Annotated in this window: 15 protein-coding genes and 1 pseudogene; 10 read left to right on the top strand and 6 right to left on the bottom strand. The window is 62.9% G+C overall.

Features of this window, described 5'->3' with window-relative positions; all coding sequences use genetic code 11:
* Positions 1-6 precede the first annotated feature (6 nt).
* Positions 7-1,116 carry a glycoside hydrolase family 25 protein gene (locus NP945_RS05740; protein ID WP_164761764.1) on the bottom strand — a complete coding sequence of 370 codons (1,110 nt, stop codon included), beginning with the start codon at positions 1,114-1,116 and terminating at the stop codon, positions 7-9.
* Positions 1,117-1,364: 248 nt separating this feature from the next.
* Positions 1,365-1,583, bottom strand: coding sequence for a hypothetical protein (locus NP945_RS05735; protein WP_013532811.1), 219 nt, complete (start codon positions 1,581-1,583; stop codon positions 1,365-1,367).
* Between the two features lie 216 nt (positions 1,584-1,799).
* Here NP945_RS05735 and NP945_RS05730 point away from each other — a divergent pair, with 216 nt between their 5' ends.
* Both NP945_RS05730 and NP945_RS05725 read left to right on the top strand, forming a co-directional pair.
* Positions 1,800-3,569 carry an acyl-CoA dehydrogenase gene (locus NP945_RS05730; protein ID WP_128308987.1) on the top strand — a complete coding sequence of 590 codons (1,770 nt, stop codon included), beginning with the start codon at positions 1,800-1,802 and terminating at the stop codon, positions 3,567-3,569.
* Between the two features lie 20 nt (positions 3,570-3,589).
* Entirely contained in the window at positions 3,590-4,342 is a 753-nt protein-coding gene (locus NP945_RS05725) for a crotonase/enoyl-CoA hydratase family protein (protein WP_256745792.1), read from the top strand.
* Positions 4,343-4,345: 3 nt separating this feature from the next.
* Here the strand turns inward: NP945_RS05725 and pdxH are convergent, their stop codons facing one another.
* On the bottom strand, positions 4,346-4,963 hold the full coding sequence (gene pdxH / locus NP945_RS05720) for a pyridoxamine 5'-phosphate oxidase (protein ID WP_256745791.1): 618 nt from the start codon (positions 4,961-4,963) through the stop codon (positions 4,346-4,348).
* Positions 4,964-5,040: 77 nt separating this feature from the next.
* Between pdxH and NP945_RS05715 the strand changes: the two genes are divergently transcribed.
* From NP945_RS05715 to NP945_RS05700, 4 genes are all read left to right on the top strand, one after another.
* Positions 5,041-5,502, top strand: a complete 462-nt coding sequence (locus NP945_RS05715) for an RT0821/Lpp0805 family surface protein (protein ID WP_256745790.1) — start codon at positions 5,041-5,043, stop codon at positions 5,500-5,502.
* Positions 5,503-5,602: 100 nt separating this feature from the next.
* Positions 5,603-6,532 carry a DnaJ C-terminal domain-containing protein gene (locus tag NP945_RS05710; RefSeq protein ID WP_256745789.1) on the top strand — a complete coding sequence of 310 codons (930 nt, stop codon included), beginning with the start codon at positions 5,603-5,605 and terminating at the stop codon, positions 6,530-6,532.
* A 106-nt stretch (positions 6,533-6,638) separates the two neighbouring features.
* Positions 6,639-7,457 (top strand): enoyl-ACP reductase FabI, encoded by an 819-nt coding sequence (gene fabI / locus NP945_RS05705; protein WP_128288839.1) that lies wholly within the window; start codon positions 6,639-6,641, stop codon positions 7,455-7,457.
* Between the two features lie 46 nt (positions 7,458-7,503).
* Positions 7,504-8,091: a histidine phosphatase family protein gene (locus NP945_RS05700; RefSeq protein WP_127268176.1), complete on the top strand. Its 588-nt coding sequence runs from the start codon at positions 7,504-7,506 to the stop codon at positions 8,089-8,091.
* A 167-nt stretch (positions 8,092-8,258) separates the two neighbouring features.
* On the opposite strand, the gene NP945_RS05695 is transcribed toward NP945_RS05700, so the two are convergent.
* The gene (locus tag NP945_RS05695; RefSeq protein WP_027035965.1) at positions 8,259-8,519 is read right to left on the bottom strand and encodes a DUF1344 domain-containing protein; all 261 of its coding nucleotides are present in this window, start codon (positions 8,517-8,519) and stop codon (positions 8,259-8,261) included.
* A gap of 178 nt (positions 8,520-8,697) precedes the next feature.
* Between NP945_RS05695 and aroC the strand changes: the two genes are divergently transcribed.
* Positions 8,698-9,804, top strand: a complete 1,107-nt coding sequence (gene aroC / locus NP945_RS05690; protein ID WP_256745788.1) for a chorismate synthase — start codon at positions 8,698-8,700, stop codon at positions 9,802-9,804.
* 133 nt (positions 9,805-9,937) lie between these two features.
* On the top strand, positions 9,938-11,038 hold the full coding sequence (ribB, locus tag NP945_RS05685; RefSeq protein ID WP_127268178.1) for a 3,4-dihydroxy-2-butanone-4-phosphate synthase: 1,101 nt from the start codon (positions 9,938-9,940) through the stop codon (positions 11,036-11,038).
* Between the two features lie 148 nt (positions 11,039-11,186).
* Here ribB and NP945_RS05680 read toward each other — a convergent pair whose 3' ends face one another.
* Positions 11,187-12,410 (bottom strand): MFS transporter, encoded by a 1,224-nt coding sequence (locus NP945_RS05680; protein WP_256745787.1) that lies wholly within the window; start codon positions 12,408-12,410, stop codon positions 11,187-11,189.
* 121 nt (positions 12,411-12,531) lie between these two features.
* On the opposite strand from NP945_RS05680, the gene NP945_RS05675 reads away from it, so the two are divergent.
* Both NP945_RS05675 and NP945_RS05670 read left to right on the top strand, forming a co-directional pair.
* Positions 12,532-13,140: a TetR/AcrR family transcriptional regulator gene (locus tag NP945_RS05675; RefSeq protein ID WP_127268181.1), complete on the top strand. Its 609-nt coding sequence runs from the start codon at positions 12,532-12,534 to the stop codon at positions 13,138-13,140.
* Positions 13,141-13,427: 287 nt separating this feature from the next.
* Positions 13,428-14,411: a hypothetical protein gene (locus tag NP945_RS05670; RefSeq protein ID WP_256745786.1), complete on the top strand. Its 984-nt coding sequence runs from the start codon at positions 13,428-13,430 to the stop codon at positions 14,409-14,411.
* Positions 14,412-14,533: 122 nt separating this feature from the next.
* Here NP945_RS05670 and bluB read toward each other — a convergent pair.
* Positions 14,534-15,151: pseudogene (gene bluB, locus NP945_RS05665) on the bottom strand (5,6-dimethylbenzimidazole synthase); the annotation flags it as partial.
* Positions 15,152-15,172 lie beyond the last annotated feature (21 nt).

Here is a 15,172-nt window from a genome sequence, read left to right as displayed (position 1 = left end):
ATTGGCTCACCGCTGGCCGCGATCGAGTTCGGTGGAAGCGGTGCTGAGTGGATCGGACACGGCAAAGGCAGCGTCGAGTTGTGCGGGTGAACGCCGTTCGGTCCGCTTCCAGGCGACATATTGGACAATGCCGAAGCTTGGCCGTCGCGGCACCGTCTTCACGACTGGCATGCGGAAGCCGTCGCGGAAACGGGACCAGCGTGTGCCCAACGCTGTAACCATGTCCTCGAGAGTCGGCGGCGCGGCCACAGACGCATAGGTGATGGTGACATTGCCGGCGAGGCCGGCCTCGCGTGAAACCGGTAGCGGTATCGAGGCGAGATAGTCCGGCGGCACGTCGATAAGCCCACCGAACGGCCATTGCGTGCGCAGCGTGGCGGCGTCTGTCGGCGCGACATTCACGTCTATGTCGATAGGCGTGCCGGCAACCCTGTAAGGGCAGCGGAAACGGCCGCAATTGGCTTGCGCCGAAAACTGCCACAGCGCGTAGCCTTGCCAGTTGCCCATCGGAAAATGCACGTCGATGTCGTTGGTGTAGCGCGCATACCAAAGCGGCAGCCGCGACAGGAGCCGGTATCGGTAGCTGTTGTCGGCAATGTAGCGGGCGGTCTTGCCGTTAGTGTACAGCACCGGGAAACGGCCGATGCGCCGATGCACCTGGCGTACGAACTCCTCGGCATCGTCGAGCGACATCCATTGCGAGGGGTCATTGCCCTCGATGTCGAGAGCCATGAGATCGTCCGGCGCAGGCTCGGCGAAATCGAGGAAATTGTTCGCCTGCTCGACCGGATTGCCGGGACGGGCAAGGTGATAGGCGCCCCATTTCAGGCCGAGTGCCTTGGCCACCACCCGGCGCGTCTGGAACAGTTCGCGCGTTACCGCATGACGTTTCCACAGCGCCTTGCAAAGCTTCACCTCAATGTCGTTGCCCAGGCAGAAATAGGCCGGCGGCATGCCGTCGGAGGCCTTGTTGATGAAGCCGACGACCCGCTTGTCGGTGGCGAGCTGGGCCCAGTCGATGGAATTATATTCGTAGGCATCGACGACCAGAGCGCGGTCGGCGTTCTTCCACGGCTCGGAAAAATCCGAGGCCGTTGCCGCCGTCGAAAGCGCCATCGTCGCCGCAAGAGCGAGGATCGCCAGCGCATGCCGGCCAAAAGTATGCAGCGGTTTTGGGGCAACGACATGCGCAGGAAACAGAGGCTTGAAGGGTGTCGGTACGACACTCTTCAAGCGGCGAAGGAGGTGCGCCGTCCTTTTCAAAACAGGGAATCCCCGTTGATCAAAAACAAATCCTGAACGGCTATGGTTAAGGAAGTGCTTTCGGGGGCTGGCTCCCAGAAGAGCTGGCGACGCATCAGCCGCTAGAATTCAAACGGGTCAGGCGCCGGCTCTTGCCGCAGCGTGCCTTCGGCGGCGCGTTTGCGGTGGTGGGCGAGCGAGCATTGCGGCGAGCACAAAATGCCGCGATCCGACCAGTAGGCGGCACCATGGTCCAGTCTGCCCCCATGGTAGCAGAACCCCTCCGCTCGATAGGGCAGGCCGCATTCGATGCAGCGGTAGGCGTCGGGTCTGGCAAGCATGGGCGGTTCCGGTTGGCTGGTTCTGATTGCATCGCCGGTCGACTTGATCCGGCATGGGTTGAACTTAATACGCGCCGCCGCGATTGCAAAATCCGCGTGACAAAATTTGACGTTTACGTAAAAAGAAGATGGGAGACCGCTGATACGGCGGGTGGTTTTGCAGCGGCACCGGTTCTAGGGTTGGGCAGGCCGATGCAATCAGGAGGAGTGGGCGGCATGTATAGGGCACCGGTCGAGGATATCGCCTTCACGCTCAAGCACGTGGCCGGCATGAAGTCGGCGCTCGATGCCGGCACCTTCGGGGATCTCGGCGAGGACCTGGTCGATGCCGTTCTGGGTGAGGCCGGCCGTTTCGCCACCGAAGAGGTCGCACCGCTCTACACGATCGGCGATCGGCAGGGTGCGGTGCTGAAAGGCGGCGCCGTCACCACGCCGCCCGGCTGGAAGGAACTCTATCGCCGCTGGATCGATGGCGGCTGGAATGCGCTCTCGGGGCCTGAGGAATATGGCGGCCAGGCGCTGCCGACCATGCTCGGCGTGGCCGCGCTCGAAATGTGGAACTCCGCCGCCATGGCCTTCGGCATCGGCCCGACGCTGACCATGGGCGCGGTCGAGGCGCTCGACAAACACGCCTCCGAAGACCTCAAGGCCAAATATCTCGAAAAGCTCGTCTCCGGCGAGTGGATGGGCACGATGAACCTGACCGAGCCGCAAGCCGGCTCGGATCTCGCCGCCTTGCGCGCCCGCGCCGAGCCGGCGGGTGACGGCAGCTATCGCATCTTCGGCCAAAAAATCTTCATCACCTATGGCGAGCACGATTTCACCGACAACATCATCCATCTCGTGCTGGCAAGGCTGCCCGATGCGCCGGCCGGCACGCGCGGCATATCGTTGTTCCTGGTGCCGAAATTCCTGGTTGGCGACGATGGCGCGCTCGGTGCCCGCAACGACGTCTTCTGTTCCGGACTTGAGCATAAACTCGGAATCCATGCCTCGCCGACCTGCACCATGATCTATGGCGACGGCTTCGAAGGGGCCGAACCCGGCGCCGTCGGCTGGCTGATCGGCGAGGAGAACAAGGGGCTCGCCTGCATGTTCACCATGATGAACAATGCGCGGCTTTGTGTCGGCATGCAGGGGGTGGCGGTCGCGGAAGCCGCAACGCAGAAGGCGATCGCCTATGCCAATGAGCGCCGGCAGGGCAAGGCCGCGAGCTACACTGGCACGGGTATGGCGCCTATCGTCCATCACCCCGATGTCCAGCGTAACCTGTTGACCATGAAGGCGCTGACCCAGACCGCACGCGCCATCAGCTATTCCTGTGCCCACGCCATCGACATGGCCCGTGTCTCCGCCGGTGACGAGGCGGCATACTGGCGCGACCGCGCCAATCTGCTGACGCCGCTGGCCAAGGCGTTCTCGACCGATATCGGCGTCGAGGTTGCCTCGCTCGGCCTCCAGGTTCATGGCGGCATGGGCTTCATCGAGGAGACGGGAGCGGCCGCCTTCTATCGCGATGCGCGCATCGCCCCGATTTACGAGGGCACCAACGGCATCCAGGCGATCGATCTGGTGATGCGCAAGCTGCCGCTCGGCGGTGGCGACCATGTGCATGGTTACATCGCCGAACTGGCTGATATGGCCGCAGCGGTGCGGACCTCGAACATGCAGGGTTTCGGCCGCACCGCCGACGCTCTCGACGCGGCACTTGGCGATCTCAGCGAAGCGACCCGCTTCCTGCAAAAACTGACGGCCGATGGCCGATCGGAAGAGGCGCTGGCAGGCGCCACGCCCTATCTCAGGCTGATCTCGCTTGCCGCCGGCGGCGCCTATCTGGCGCGCGGTGCTCTTGCCGATCACAACCGCATAGCGCTTTGCCGTTTCTTTGCCGAAAACCTGCTCGGCGAGGTCAGCGCCTTGAGGGCGCGCGTCATTGATGGCGCCGAAAGCCTCGCCGCTGCCGGCAAGACGCTCGTCTCTGCCTGACGTTTCACAAGGAAAACACCGTGACAGACCATATCCTCGTCGAGCGCCAGGGCGCCATCCAGATCATCCGCATGAATCGGCCGGACAAGAAGAACGCGCTGACGCGCGCCATGTATGCGAAAATGTCAAAAACCCTGGCCGAGGGCGACGCCGACCCGGCCATCCGCGTCCATGTCTTTCTCGGCGTGCCCGGCGCCTTCTCCTCCGGCAACGACCTTGCCGACTTCATGGTCGTCGCCACCGGCGGCGACGGCGGCACCGAAGTCTGGGATTTCCTGATGGCGCTGGCCAAGGTCGAAAAACCCATGGTCTCCGGCGTCGACGGCATCGCGGTCGGCATCGGCACGACGCTCAACCTGCATTGCGACCTGACTTTCGCCACGCCACGCACCGTGTTCAGGACGCCTTTCGTCGACCTGGGCCTTGTGCCTGAAGCGGGATCGAGCCTGCTGGCACCGCGCATTCTGGGCCAGCAAGCCGCTTTCGCGCTGCTCGGTCTTGGCGAGGGTTTTTCGGCCGAGCGCGCCAAGGCCGCCGGCCTGATCTACGAGGTGGTCGAGGAAGCAGCGCTGGAGGCTTCGGTATTGGCGGCAGCCGGCCAGATCGCCGCCAAGCCACCACAGGCGCTGAAGATCGCGCGCAACCTGATGCGTGGTTCGCGCGACGATCTCGTCGCCCGCATCGGCGAGGAAAGCGAGCATTTTCGCGAGCGGCTGAAGTCCGATGAGGCGCGCGCCGCACTCACCGCGTTCATGACGAGAAAGAAGGCCTGAGCCTCAGGGATAAAGCCGTGTCTTGTCCCAGCCGTCCTTCGCACTGCGCGTAAAAACGAGCCGGTCGTGCAGCCGGAACGGCCTGTCCTGCCAGAACTCGATGGTGCTGGGCACGATGCGGAAGCCGGACCAGTGCTTTGGCCGCGGGATCTCGCCGATCGGATAGCGTGCCGTGTATTCCGCCACCGCTTTCTCCAGCGCAAAGCGGCTTTCCAGCGGCCGCGATTGTTTCGAGGCCCAGGCGCCGATGCGGCTGCCGCGCGGCCGTGTCGCATAGTAGGCGTCGGCTTCGGCGTCGCTGACGATCTCCACCGGTCCGCGAATGCGCACCTGGCGGCGCAGCGACTTCCAATGGAAACACATCGCCGCCTTCATGCTGCCAAGAATCTCCTGGCCCTTGGCGCTCTCGAAATTCGTGTAGAAGACAAACCCGCTTTCATCGAACCCCTTGAGCAACACCATCCGCACATCCGGCATGCCGTCGGCATCGACGGTCGCCAGAGCCACGCCGTTGGGGTCGTTCGGCTCGCTTTTCGTGGCGTCGTCCAGCCATGCGGCAAAGAGGCGAAACGGCTCGGCAGCCTCGGTAAAGTCACCGCTTGTTAACTCAGTGTCACTCATAGTTTTTCTCAAATTGTCACGAAGCCAAGATTCTTACAAAACCAAGATTCTTTACGAAGCAAGGGGGAGGCTGCCGATTGTCGCGTATCGCGCAAGCTTTTGACAGCAGGCAATGGAGCGTTATCGCTTCGGCCAGCGCGAAAGCCGCGATCGTGGCGGTCGCCTTGCCGCTTGCCGCGTGTGGCGCCGGCGGCTTCAGCCTGGAAAAAGCCGAAGTCGACCGCTCGATCCTGACCAGCAGCACGTCTGCTTCGGCCGCGCCGGCCAATTTGGATCGCGACTCCGACCAGACGACGATCGGCAATGCGGTTTCCTCGGCCGACATCGAGCAGCTCGGCGGGCAGGCCGTGCCGTGGGCCAATGCCGGCACCGGTTCGCGCGGTTCCATCACCGACCTGGCGGAATTGAAGGACAAAGGCCAGACCTGCCGCCGCTTCAAGGCCTCACGCGAAAGCTTTGACGGCGTTGCCATGTTCGAAGGCGAACTGTGCCTGGCCAGCGCCGGCGGCTGGCGCATGCAGGACTTCAAGGCACTCTGATTTTCCGCGTCTGATATGCTGCTCCAGCACTGGAATTTCTTCCTATGCGAGCGCATATAGGTGGCAACCAGAGACTCAACTCTTCTCCAGGGCAGTAAGCATGCGCGACCCCTATGAGGTGCTGGGCGTTGCCAGGAACGCATCGTCCAAGGACATAAAGTCGGCGTATCGGAAACTCGCCAAGAAGCATCATCCGGACCAGAATCCGAATGATCCCAAGGCGAAGGACCGTTTTGCCGCGGCCAACCAGGCCTACGAGATCGTCGGCGACGAAAAGAATCGCGCCGCTTTCGATCGCGGCGAGATCGACGCCGACGGCAAGCCGCGATTCCAGGGCTTTGAGGGCGCTGCCGGTGGCGGCGATCCCTTCGGCGGCTTCCGCCGGCAGCAGGGTCCGGGCGGTTCGCGGTTCGAATTCCGCTCCGGCAGACCGGGTGGCGATCCGTTCGACGGCAACAGCGACATCTTCAGCCAGATTTTTGGCGACACTTTTTCGGGCGCGCGCGGTCCCGGCGCGGGCGATCGCCGCCAGCAAACGACAGCAGCCGATCTGAACGTGACGCTCGACGTCACCATCGAGGAAGCGGCGACCGCCGAAAAGGTGACGGCGATGTTCCCCGACGGCCGCAAGGTGGCGGTCAAGCTGCCGGCCTATGTCGAGGATGGTCAGACCATCCGCCTCAAGGGCCAAGGCGAGCAGGGGCCAGGCCAGCCAGGCGACGCGCTGGTCAAGATCCATCTGCGCCGACATCCACGCTACCGCATCGAGGGCCGCGACCTGCACGCCGATCTACCGGTGGTCCTGGCGGATGCGGTGCTCGGCGCCAAGGTGCCGGTCGAGACGCCGACCGGCAGGCTCGCGGTCAACATTCCGGCCTGGTCGAGCTCCGACAAGGTCCTGCGGCTGAAGGGCAGAGGCCTGCCGGAAAAGGCCGGCGGTCACGGCGATCTCTACGCTCATGTGCGTATCATGCTGCCGGAAGGCGGTGACAGCGCGCTCGAAGCGCTGTTGCGCAGCCAAAAAGGCTGATCGGCGGCTTTTGTCCCCCGAACTGTCCGGTTTGGACGCTTGAAGGGGCTCTGTGCCTGTGCGATAGGGCAACCCACAAAGCTGAAATCTTGCGGAGAGCGCTCACATGGCGGGTGGACAGGGCCTAATGGCCGGCAAGCGCGGCCTCATTCTTGGCGTCGCCAACAATAGGTCGATCGCCTATGGCATCGCCAAGTCGTGCGTCGACCATGGCGCCGAGATCGCGCTGACCTATCAGGGCGAGGCCTTCAAGAAGCGGGTCGAGCCGCTGGCGGCGGAACTGGGCGCCTTTGTCGCCGGCCATTGCGACGTCACCGATCCGGCGAGCCTGGACGAGGTTTTCGCCAATGTCGCCAGGCACTGGGGCAAGCTTGATTTCCTCGTCCACGCCATCGCCTTCTCCGACAAGGATGAACTGACCGGCCGCTATGTCGAGACGACGCGCGACAATTTCCTGCGCACCATGGACATTTCGGTCTATTCCTTCACCACCATAGCCAAGCGCGCCGAGGCGCTGATGACCAATGGCGGCTCGTTGCTGACGCTGACCTACTACGGCGCCGAAAAGGTCATGCCGCACTACAACGTCATGGGTGTTGCCAAGGCGGCGCTCGAGGCCAGCGTGCGCTACCTGGCGGTCGACCTCGGCGCCAAGAAGATCCGCGTCAACGCCATCTCGGCCGGCCCGATCAAGACGTTGGCCGCCTCCGGCATCGGCGATTTCCGCTACATCCTGAAGTGGAACGAGTACAATTCGCCGCTGAAGCAGACGGTCACGCAGGAGGAAGTCGGCGATTCCGGCGTCTATTTCCTGTCCGACCTGTCGCGCGGCGTCACCGGTGAAGTGCATCACGTCGATTCGGGCTACCACGTCGTCGGCATGAAGGCGGTCGACGCGCCTGATATTTCGACGGTCAAGGACTAACGCCCGGCCAACCGTCGTCCGTCCCGATCCCGCACCGGAAGACCTGATGTACCCGCTGGTTTATATCGCGCGCCACGGCCAGACCGCGTGGAACGCCGAAATGCGACTTCAGGGGCAGGCCGATACCGATCTCAACGCTCTTGGCCGCGAACAGGCGACCGGCAACGGGCTTCGGCTAGCCGCGTTGGTCCCAAATCCCTGGGAATTCGATTTCCTCGCCAGTCCGATGAAACGGACGCGCGAAACGATGCAGCGTATTCGCGCCGCGATGAAGCTCGATCCGGATGCCTATCGAACCGATCCGCGCCTCGTCGAAGTCAATTTCGGCGATTGGCAGGGATTTACCTTTCCCGAGCTCGAGACAGGATATCCCGGAGCGAGCATGACGCGTGCTCTGGACAAGTGGAACTTTCAGCCGCCCGGCGAAGGTGCGGAGAGCTATCAGATGCTGCTCGAACGGGTGAGGCCATGCTTCGACGCGATCGAACGCCAGACGATATGCGTGACCCATGGCGGCGTCATGCGCACCTTGTTTCGCTTCGTTCTGGGGCTGGCCGAGGACGAGGCCGCGAACCTGGAAATACCGCAGGATCGCCTGCTCAAGCTCGAAGGCAAGAGTCTGGAGTGGCTTTAATGCATGTCGCCCAAAAGTGGCCCCGGTTTTGGGAGAACGACATGCATAAAACAAAGACCTAAAGCGGGTCGCCTGAATCCGTTCAGACGCGACACGCTTTAGGCCATTGGCAGGCGGCTCGGCGAAAGCTGAACCGCAAACACAGCATTCAATTGAGGTTGGAAGCTCTAGTTGGCAGAGCTGTCCGGCAGTTCCATGTCGGTGACGATGTTTTCGCCATTGGTCACATCGTAGGCGATGACGATGTCCATGCCCGGCTTCAGCGCGTCGAGATCGGTCTCGGCGTTCAGCTTGTAGGACTTGCCGTCATCCAGCGTCAGCGTCGCCGTATCCTTGTCGATCTTCTTGATCAGGCCTTCGGTCTGGCCGGCGAAAGCGGCGGTGGAAAGCAGCAGCGTGGCGGCAATGGCGCCAATCAGGGTACGCATGATCGTTCCTCTTTATCATTGCGCCGGCATGGCGGCGGGCGTTCAACGGCGGATGGAGCAGAGCAGAAACCAACCGAATGTGTCAAAACTAAATCCGCCAGATCACAGTTTGACCCCTGTGAAAAACGCCAATAGAACGCAATCTTCAGCCGGCTCCGATGCCGGGCAGGGTCATTTCATGTCTCACAACACGTTCGGCCACCTTTTCCGCGTCACCACCTGGGGCGAAAGCCATGGCCCGTCGCTCGGTTGCGTGGTCGACGGCTGTCCGCCCGGCATCCGCTTCACTCGAGCAGACATCCAGGCCGAACTCGACAAGCGCCGGCCGGGGCAATCACGTTTCGTGACGCAGCGTCGCGAACCAGACGAGGTCAAGATCCTGTCCGGCTTCATCTTCGACGAGGACGGCGAGACGATGATCACCACCGGCACGCCGGTGTCGATGCTGATCGAGAATGTCGACCAGCGTTCAAAGGATTATGGAGAGATCGCCCGCCAATACCGACCGGGCCATGCCGACTACACCTATGACGTCAAATACGGCGTGCGCGATTATCGCGGCGGCGGCCGCTCCTCGGCCCGCGAGACGGCAGCCAGGGTGGCGGCCGGTGCCTTGGCGCGCAAGGTGGTTCCGGGCGTGGTGGTGCGCGGCGCGCTGGTGTCGATGGGCGAAAAATCCATCGATCGCGCCAACTGGAACTGGAATTTCGTCGGCGATGCCGAAAATCCGTTCTTCACCCCCGATCCGGCCTCCGTACCCGTCTTCACCCAGTATCTCGACGGCATCCGCAAGGCGGGCTCCTCGGTCGGGGCGGTGATCGAAATCGTCGCCGACGGCGTTCCGCCAGGCCTCGGCGCGCCGATCTACGCCAAGCTCGATCAGGACATCGCCTCCGGCCTGATGTCGATCAACGCGGTCAAGGGCGTCGAGATCGGCAACGGCTTCGAGGCCGCCCGTATCACCGGCGAGCAGAATGCCGACGAGATGCGCATCGGCAATGACGGCAAGCCGGTGTTCCTGTCCAACAATGCGGGCGGCATCCTCGGCGGCATCTCGACCGGCCAGGCGATCGTCGCCCGTTTCGCCGTCAAGCCGACCTCGTCGATCCTGACGCCGCGAAAGTCGATCGACAAGGACGGCAGGGACGTCGAGATCATGACCAAGGGCCGCCACGATCCATGCGTCGGCATCCGCGCCGTGCCGATCGGCGAAGCAATGGTTGCCTGTGCTATCGCCGATCATTATCTGCGGCATCGGGGACAGACGGGAAAGGGAGGGGAATAGGGCAGTAAGGCAGTAGGGCAGTAAGGCAGTAGGGCAGTATGTTAAGTAGCTCGCCGAAACAGCCAAATTTTTCCTTTTCCCTACTGCCGTACTGCCCTATTCCCCTACTGCCCTGCGAACGAAGCGAGTACCCATGCCTTACGACCAGAAAAAAATCGTCGAAGCCCTGCGTGCTTTCGAACGCGGCGAGATCGTCGTCGTCATGGATGATGACGGGCGCGAGAACGAGGGCGACCTGATCGTTGCCGCCGTCCACTGCACGCCCGAAAAGATGGCGTTCATCGTGCGCCACACCTCCGGCATCGTCTGCACGCCGATGCCGCGCGAGGAAGCCAAACGGCTGAACCTTGCGCCCATGGTCGCCGACAACGATTCCGCCCACACCACCGCTTTCACCGTCAGCGTCGATTTCAAGCATGGCACCACGACGGGCATCTCGGCCGAAGATCGCACTTTGACCGTTCGCAATCTTGCCAACGGCAATGTCGGCGGCTCGGATTTCGTCCGCCCCGGCCACATCTTCCCACTGATCGCGCGCGAAGGCGGCGTGCTGATGCGCTCCGGCCATACCGAAGCAGCGGTCGATCTGTGCAAGCTCGCCGGCCTGCCGCCGGTCGGCGTCATTTCCGAGCTGGTCAATGATGACGGCACCGTCAAGCGCGGCCCGCAGGTGCAGGCTTTCGCCGAGGAGCATGGGCTGAAGCAGGTTTCGGTTGCCGACCTCATCGCCTACCGGCAACGTAAGGAAACTCTGGTCGAACGCGTCGCTTGCTCGGAAATCGACACGCTCGGCGGCAAGGCCCAGGTCTTCACCTACACGCTGCCGTGGGACTCCATGCACCACGTCGCCATCGTCTTCGGCGACATTCGTGACGGCGAGGAGGTCCCGGTGCGCCTGCATTCGGAGGATGTGGTGACCGATGTGTTCGGCACCAGCCACCGGCTCGACGCCATCATGAAGGCAATGGGCGAGCGCAGGCGCGGTGTCATCGTCTATCTCAGAGAAGGCTCCGTCGGCGTTGCGCATCAGGAGCGCAAACGACCGGCAAGCGGCGACCGCGAGGATCACGAAGAGGCCCGCCGCCGCGAAAACGAGTGGCGCGAGATCGGGCTCGGCGCGCAGATCCTCAAGGATCTCGGCATCTCCTCGATCAACCTGATCGCCTCGCGCGAACGCCACTATGTCGGCCTCGAAGGTTTTGGCATCCACATCGCCAAGACCGAGATCCTCTAGGATATATCGATATTCAGGTGAGGCCGGCCTGCAAATGACGGCTTTCTGCGCTTCCGGTGCTCACGGACCGGAAAGTCCGCTGCGCTCCGGTTCTCGAAATCCATCATTTTCGACTCGGCCTGACCTGAATCTCAACATATCCTGGCGGTCACTCGGCCGGAACGGCGGCTGCTTCGCATCCGTCCATCTCGCACTCAGTCGTGGCAAGGCTGCGTTGGCCGAGCAGCACCGTGGCCAGTGCGATCGTGCCTGAAGCCACCGACACCCAGAACCCGCTCTGGGCGCCGAACGCATCCACCATCGCGCCGGCCGCGAACGAGCCCAGCGCCATGCCGATGCCGATGCCGGTCATGACCCAGGTGATGCCTTCGGTCAGCATCGCTTCCGGCACATGCCGCTCGATCAGGCCGAACGCGGTGATGAAGGTCGGCGAGATCGCCACACCGCTGATGAACACGGTCAGCGCCAGCAGTGGCACGGTGTCGGCGGTGAGCGGCAACAGCGTGCCGAGCGCGACGAGGGCGACTGCGATGGCCAGCTGGCGTTGCAGCGGCGCCTTCAGGCTGAGCGCGCCGACGACGATGCCGAGTACGAACGATCCCAGCGCATAAACGCCGATGACGAGGCTGGCGGCGCCCGGCTGGCCAAGCTCCTTGGTGATCGCCACGGTGGTCACTTCCGTCGTCGCGAAGGTTGCACCGATGAAGATCAGGGCGAGGGTGATGATCTGAACCGGCCGCAGGCGGATCGCCGAGCCGCTTGAGTTATGGTCGACCGGCCGCACCCGGGGCTCGGTCGAGCGTTGCAGGATGAAGGCCGCTGATCCGAATGCGAGAAATAATGTGCTCACCAGAACGCCGGCTTCCGGGAATAGGGCGGCACTCAGGCCGACCGATAGCGATGCCCCGGCGATATAGACCAGTTCATCGGCCACGGACTCGAAGGCGAATGCGGTGTTCATCTGCGGCCGCCCCCGGAAAATCTCCGTCCAGCGCGCGCGCACCATCGCAGGTATGCTTGGCATGGCGGCGGCCAGCAGTGCCGATACGAACAGCGTCCAAACCGGCCAGTCCTGGTTGGCCGCCGCTATCAGGACCGCGAAAGCCAGCACCGCGATGATGGTGGTGGGCACGACGATTCGTGTCTGGCCCAGGCGGTCCACCAGTCTCGATATCTGCGGCGCGACGAAGGCGTTGGCCAGCGCGTATGTCGCCGAGACGGCTCCGGCCAGCCAGTATTCGCCACGCGTCTGCGACAGCATCGCCACGATGCCGATGGGCGCCATGGCGATCGGCAGGCGCGCCATGAAGCCGGCGGCCGCAAAGCCCTTGGCTCCGGGGGCACGAAAGATTTCCGCGTAGGGATTTTGCATCGGTTGGTTCCTCGACAAAGGACGATTGGACAATTACATACGGAGCGTATGATCATTAAATAGACCATACGTCGCGTATGTCAATTGGCATACGTTGCGTATGTGAATAGGGCCAGAAGCCATGCACAGACCCCGCAAGGAGATGATCGCCGAGACGCGCGCCAAGCTGATCGCGGCGGCCCGTCATGCCTTCGGCACAACAGGCTATGCGGAAGCCTCGATGGATGATTTCACCGCTTCGGCCGGGCTGACGCGCGGCGCGCTCTATCATCATTTCGGCGACAAGAAGGGGCTGCTGCAGGCGGTCATAGCCCAGATTGACGGCGAGATGGCGGCGCGCATCAATGAGGTCGCGTCGAGAGCGCCGACCCGCTGGCAACATTTCGTCGACGAGTGCTCGACCTATATCGAGATGGCGCTGGAGCCGGAAATCCAGCGCATCATGTTCCGGGATGGCCCGGCCGTGCTGGGGGATCCAGCGCAATGGCCGAATTGCAGTGCGTGCATCGCTTCAATGACCGACCATCTGACCGCGCTGCAGGAGGAGGGGGTCGTTGTCTCCAGCCTCGACCCCGAGACGGCCTCGCGACTGATCAACGGAGCGAGCAGCCAGGCAGCGCAACGGATCGCCAATTCGAGCGACCCCGAAGCGACGTCGAAGAAGGTGGTGACGGCGTTCAAGCAACTGCTCGAAGGCCTGCTCAAGAAGCCGGACCCGCAGTCGAATTGAAGTTCCCACCGGAGCTTTCGTGCCGGCAGCTGTTCCCGATAGGAATTTTTTCTTGACTCGGTGACCTCAGCTAAGGTACATATTCGTCCATGGTGCTGATTTGCGCCAGTGACCCGCCGCACAGGCGGGTTTTTCGTTTGATGCTCCGTCAGCCTACGCGCCGGCGAAGGCTCCGAAGAAACCCGTTAGCCCGAATTCGTTGCCCTTTGGCGTCAGGGCCGGCAATTGACAATCGCCGGGTTGAGTCCATCCTCTTCCACCATCTCTGAGGCGGAGATTCGGGGCACATGTGGGATTTTGAGATCGGCCGGTCGGTGTCCATCATGATGCGGACCTGGCCGTTCATCGTCTTTCGCATGCTCGTCTATTTCGGCATCACGCTGGCCTACATTATGGCGACGGGCACCGGCGCCTCGGTCGGCTATGGCGTCGGCCATATCTCCACTGATCCCGACGGGCCCATGTCCTTTGCCCTGTGGGGCGGCGTGGTCGGGTTTGGCCTCGTCTCGATCGCTGTGTATTGGATCCGCGAATACATCCTCTATGTCGTCAAGGCCGGCCACATCGCCGTCATGGTTCATCTGATCGACGGCCGCGACATTCCCGGCGGTCAGGACCAGATCGCCTATGCCAGGGATATCGTGACCCAGCGTTTCGCCGAGGCCAACATCCTTTTCGTCGTCGACCAACTCGTCAAGGGCGCCATCCGCGCCATCACCGGCCTGCTCGGCGGCATCGCCGCCTTCCTGCCGATACCGGGCCTGAGCGGCCTGGTCTCCTTCATCAACACGGTGATCCGCCTGTCGCTGACCTATGTCGACGAGATCATCCTCGGCTACAACATCCGCATCAATTCAGCCTCGCCCTTCGAGACGGCGCGCCAGGGCGTCGTGCTCTATGCCCAGAACGGCAAGGTCATGGTCAAGAACGCCGTCTGGCTGGCGGTCATCATGTGGGGCGTGTCGTTCATCATCTTTCTAATGATGCTGGCGCCTGCCGGCGCGATTCTGTTCCTGATGCCTGGCCAGCTCGCCGGCTGGGCTTTTGTGCTCGCCATCGTCTTCGCCTGGGCATTCAAGGCGGCGTTCATTGAACCCTTCGCCATCGCCTGCCTGATGCAGGTCTATTTCAAGACCATCGCGGGCCAGGTGCCGGATCCGGCCTGGGACGCCCGGCTGGCCGAGGCGTCGTCGAAGTTCAGGGAGCTCAAGGACAAGGCGCTCGCCTCCTTCGGCGGTTCGCGCTGGGCTACGGCCGGCGCCACACCCTGATCGGCCGGGCGGGTGATGTCTGGTGAGGCAGAAACGGTGTTGAGGCGCGCCACGGTGGATTTGAGCTGTGTCTCGCCTTGCCCGGAAAAGGTCTCGCTCATGATCAGCTCCGGCAGCGGCAGCCGCCGTCCCCAGCCATGCGTTTCAAGGTCCGGTTTGGGAGCGAACTCGGAAACACGGCCCACGCAGAGATAGGCGATCGGCGTTACGTGGTCCGGAATGGCCAACAGCCGCTTTAGCGCCTGCGCTTCGATGATGCTCACCCAGCCTACACCGACGCCCTCGGCACGCGCGGCCAGCCAGAAATTCTGCACCGCGCAGACGGTGCTGTAGAGATCCATCTCCGGATTGTGCCAGCGTCCCAGCGGCGAACCCTTCGAGCGCTGCCTATCGCAGGTGATGCAGATGTTGAGCGCGCTTTCGCAGATGCCTTCCAGCTTGAGCTTGCGGTACAGCGCCTGTTTTTCCGCCTCGATCGCCGGCAGTTCTTGTTCGCGCGCGGCCAGGAACAGGTCGCGCACCTCCGCCCGTCGCTCGATGTCACGAATGACAATGAAATTCCATGGCTGCATGAAGCCGACCGATGGCGCGTGATGGGCAGCAAGCAGCAGCCGCGCCAGCACGTCGTCATCGATCGCGGTGGGCAGGAAATGGCTGCGCACGTCGCGCCGCGTGAACATGGCGCGATAGACCGCATCGCGCGCATCCTGGTCAAATCCATCGTCAATGGCAGCGGTCATGTGTTCCGGCATCGCTTGTCC

Origin of the sequence: Mesorhizobium sp. LMG17149 (assembly GCF_024518695.1) — a bacterium.
Taxonomy (GTDB): Bacteria; Pseudomonadota; Alphaproteobacteria; order Rhizobiales; family Rhizobiaceae; genus Mesorhizobium.
This window is presented reverse-complemented; position numbering and strand designations above follow the sequence as displayed.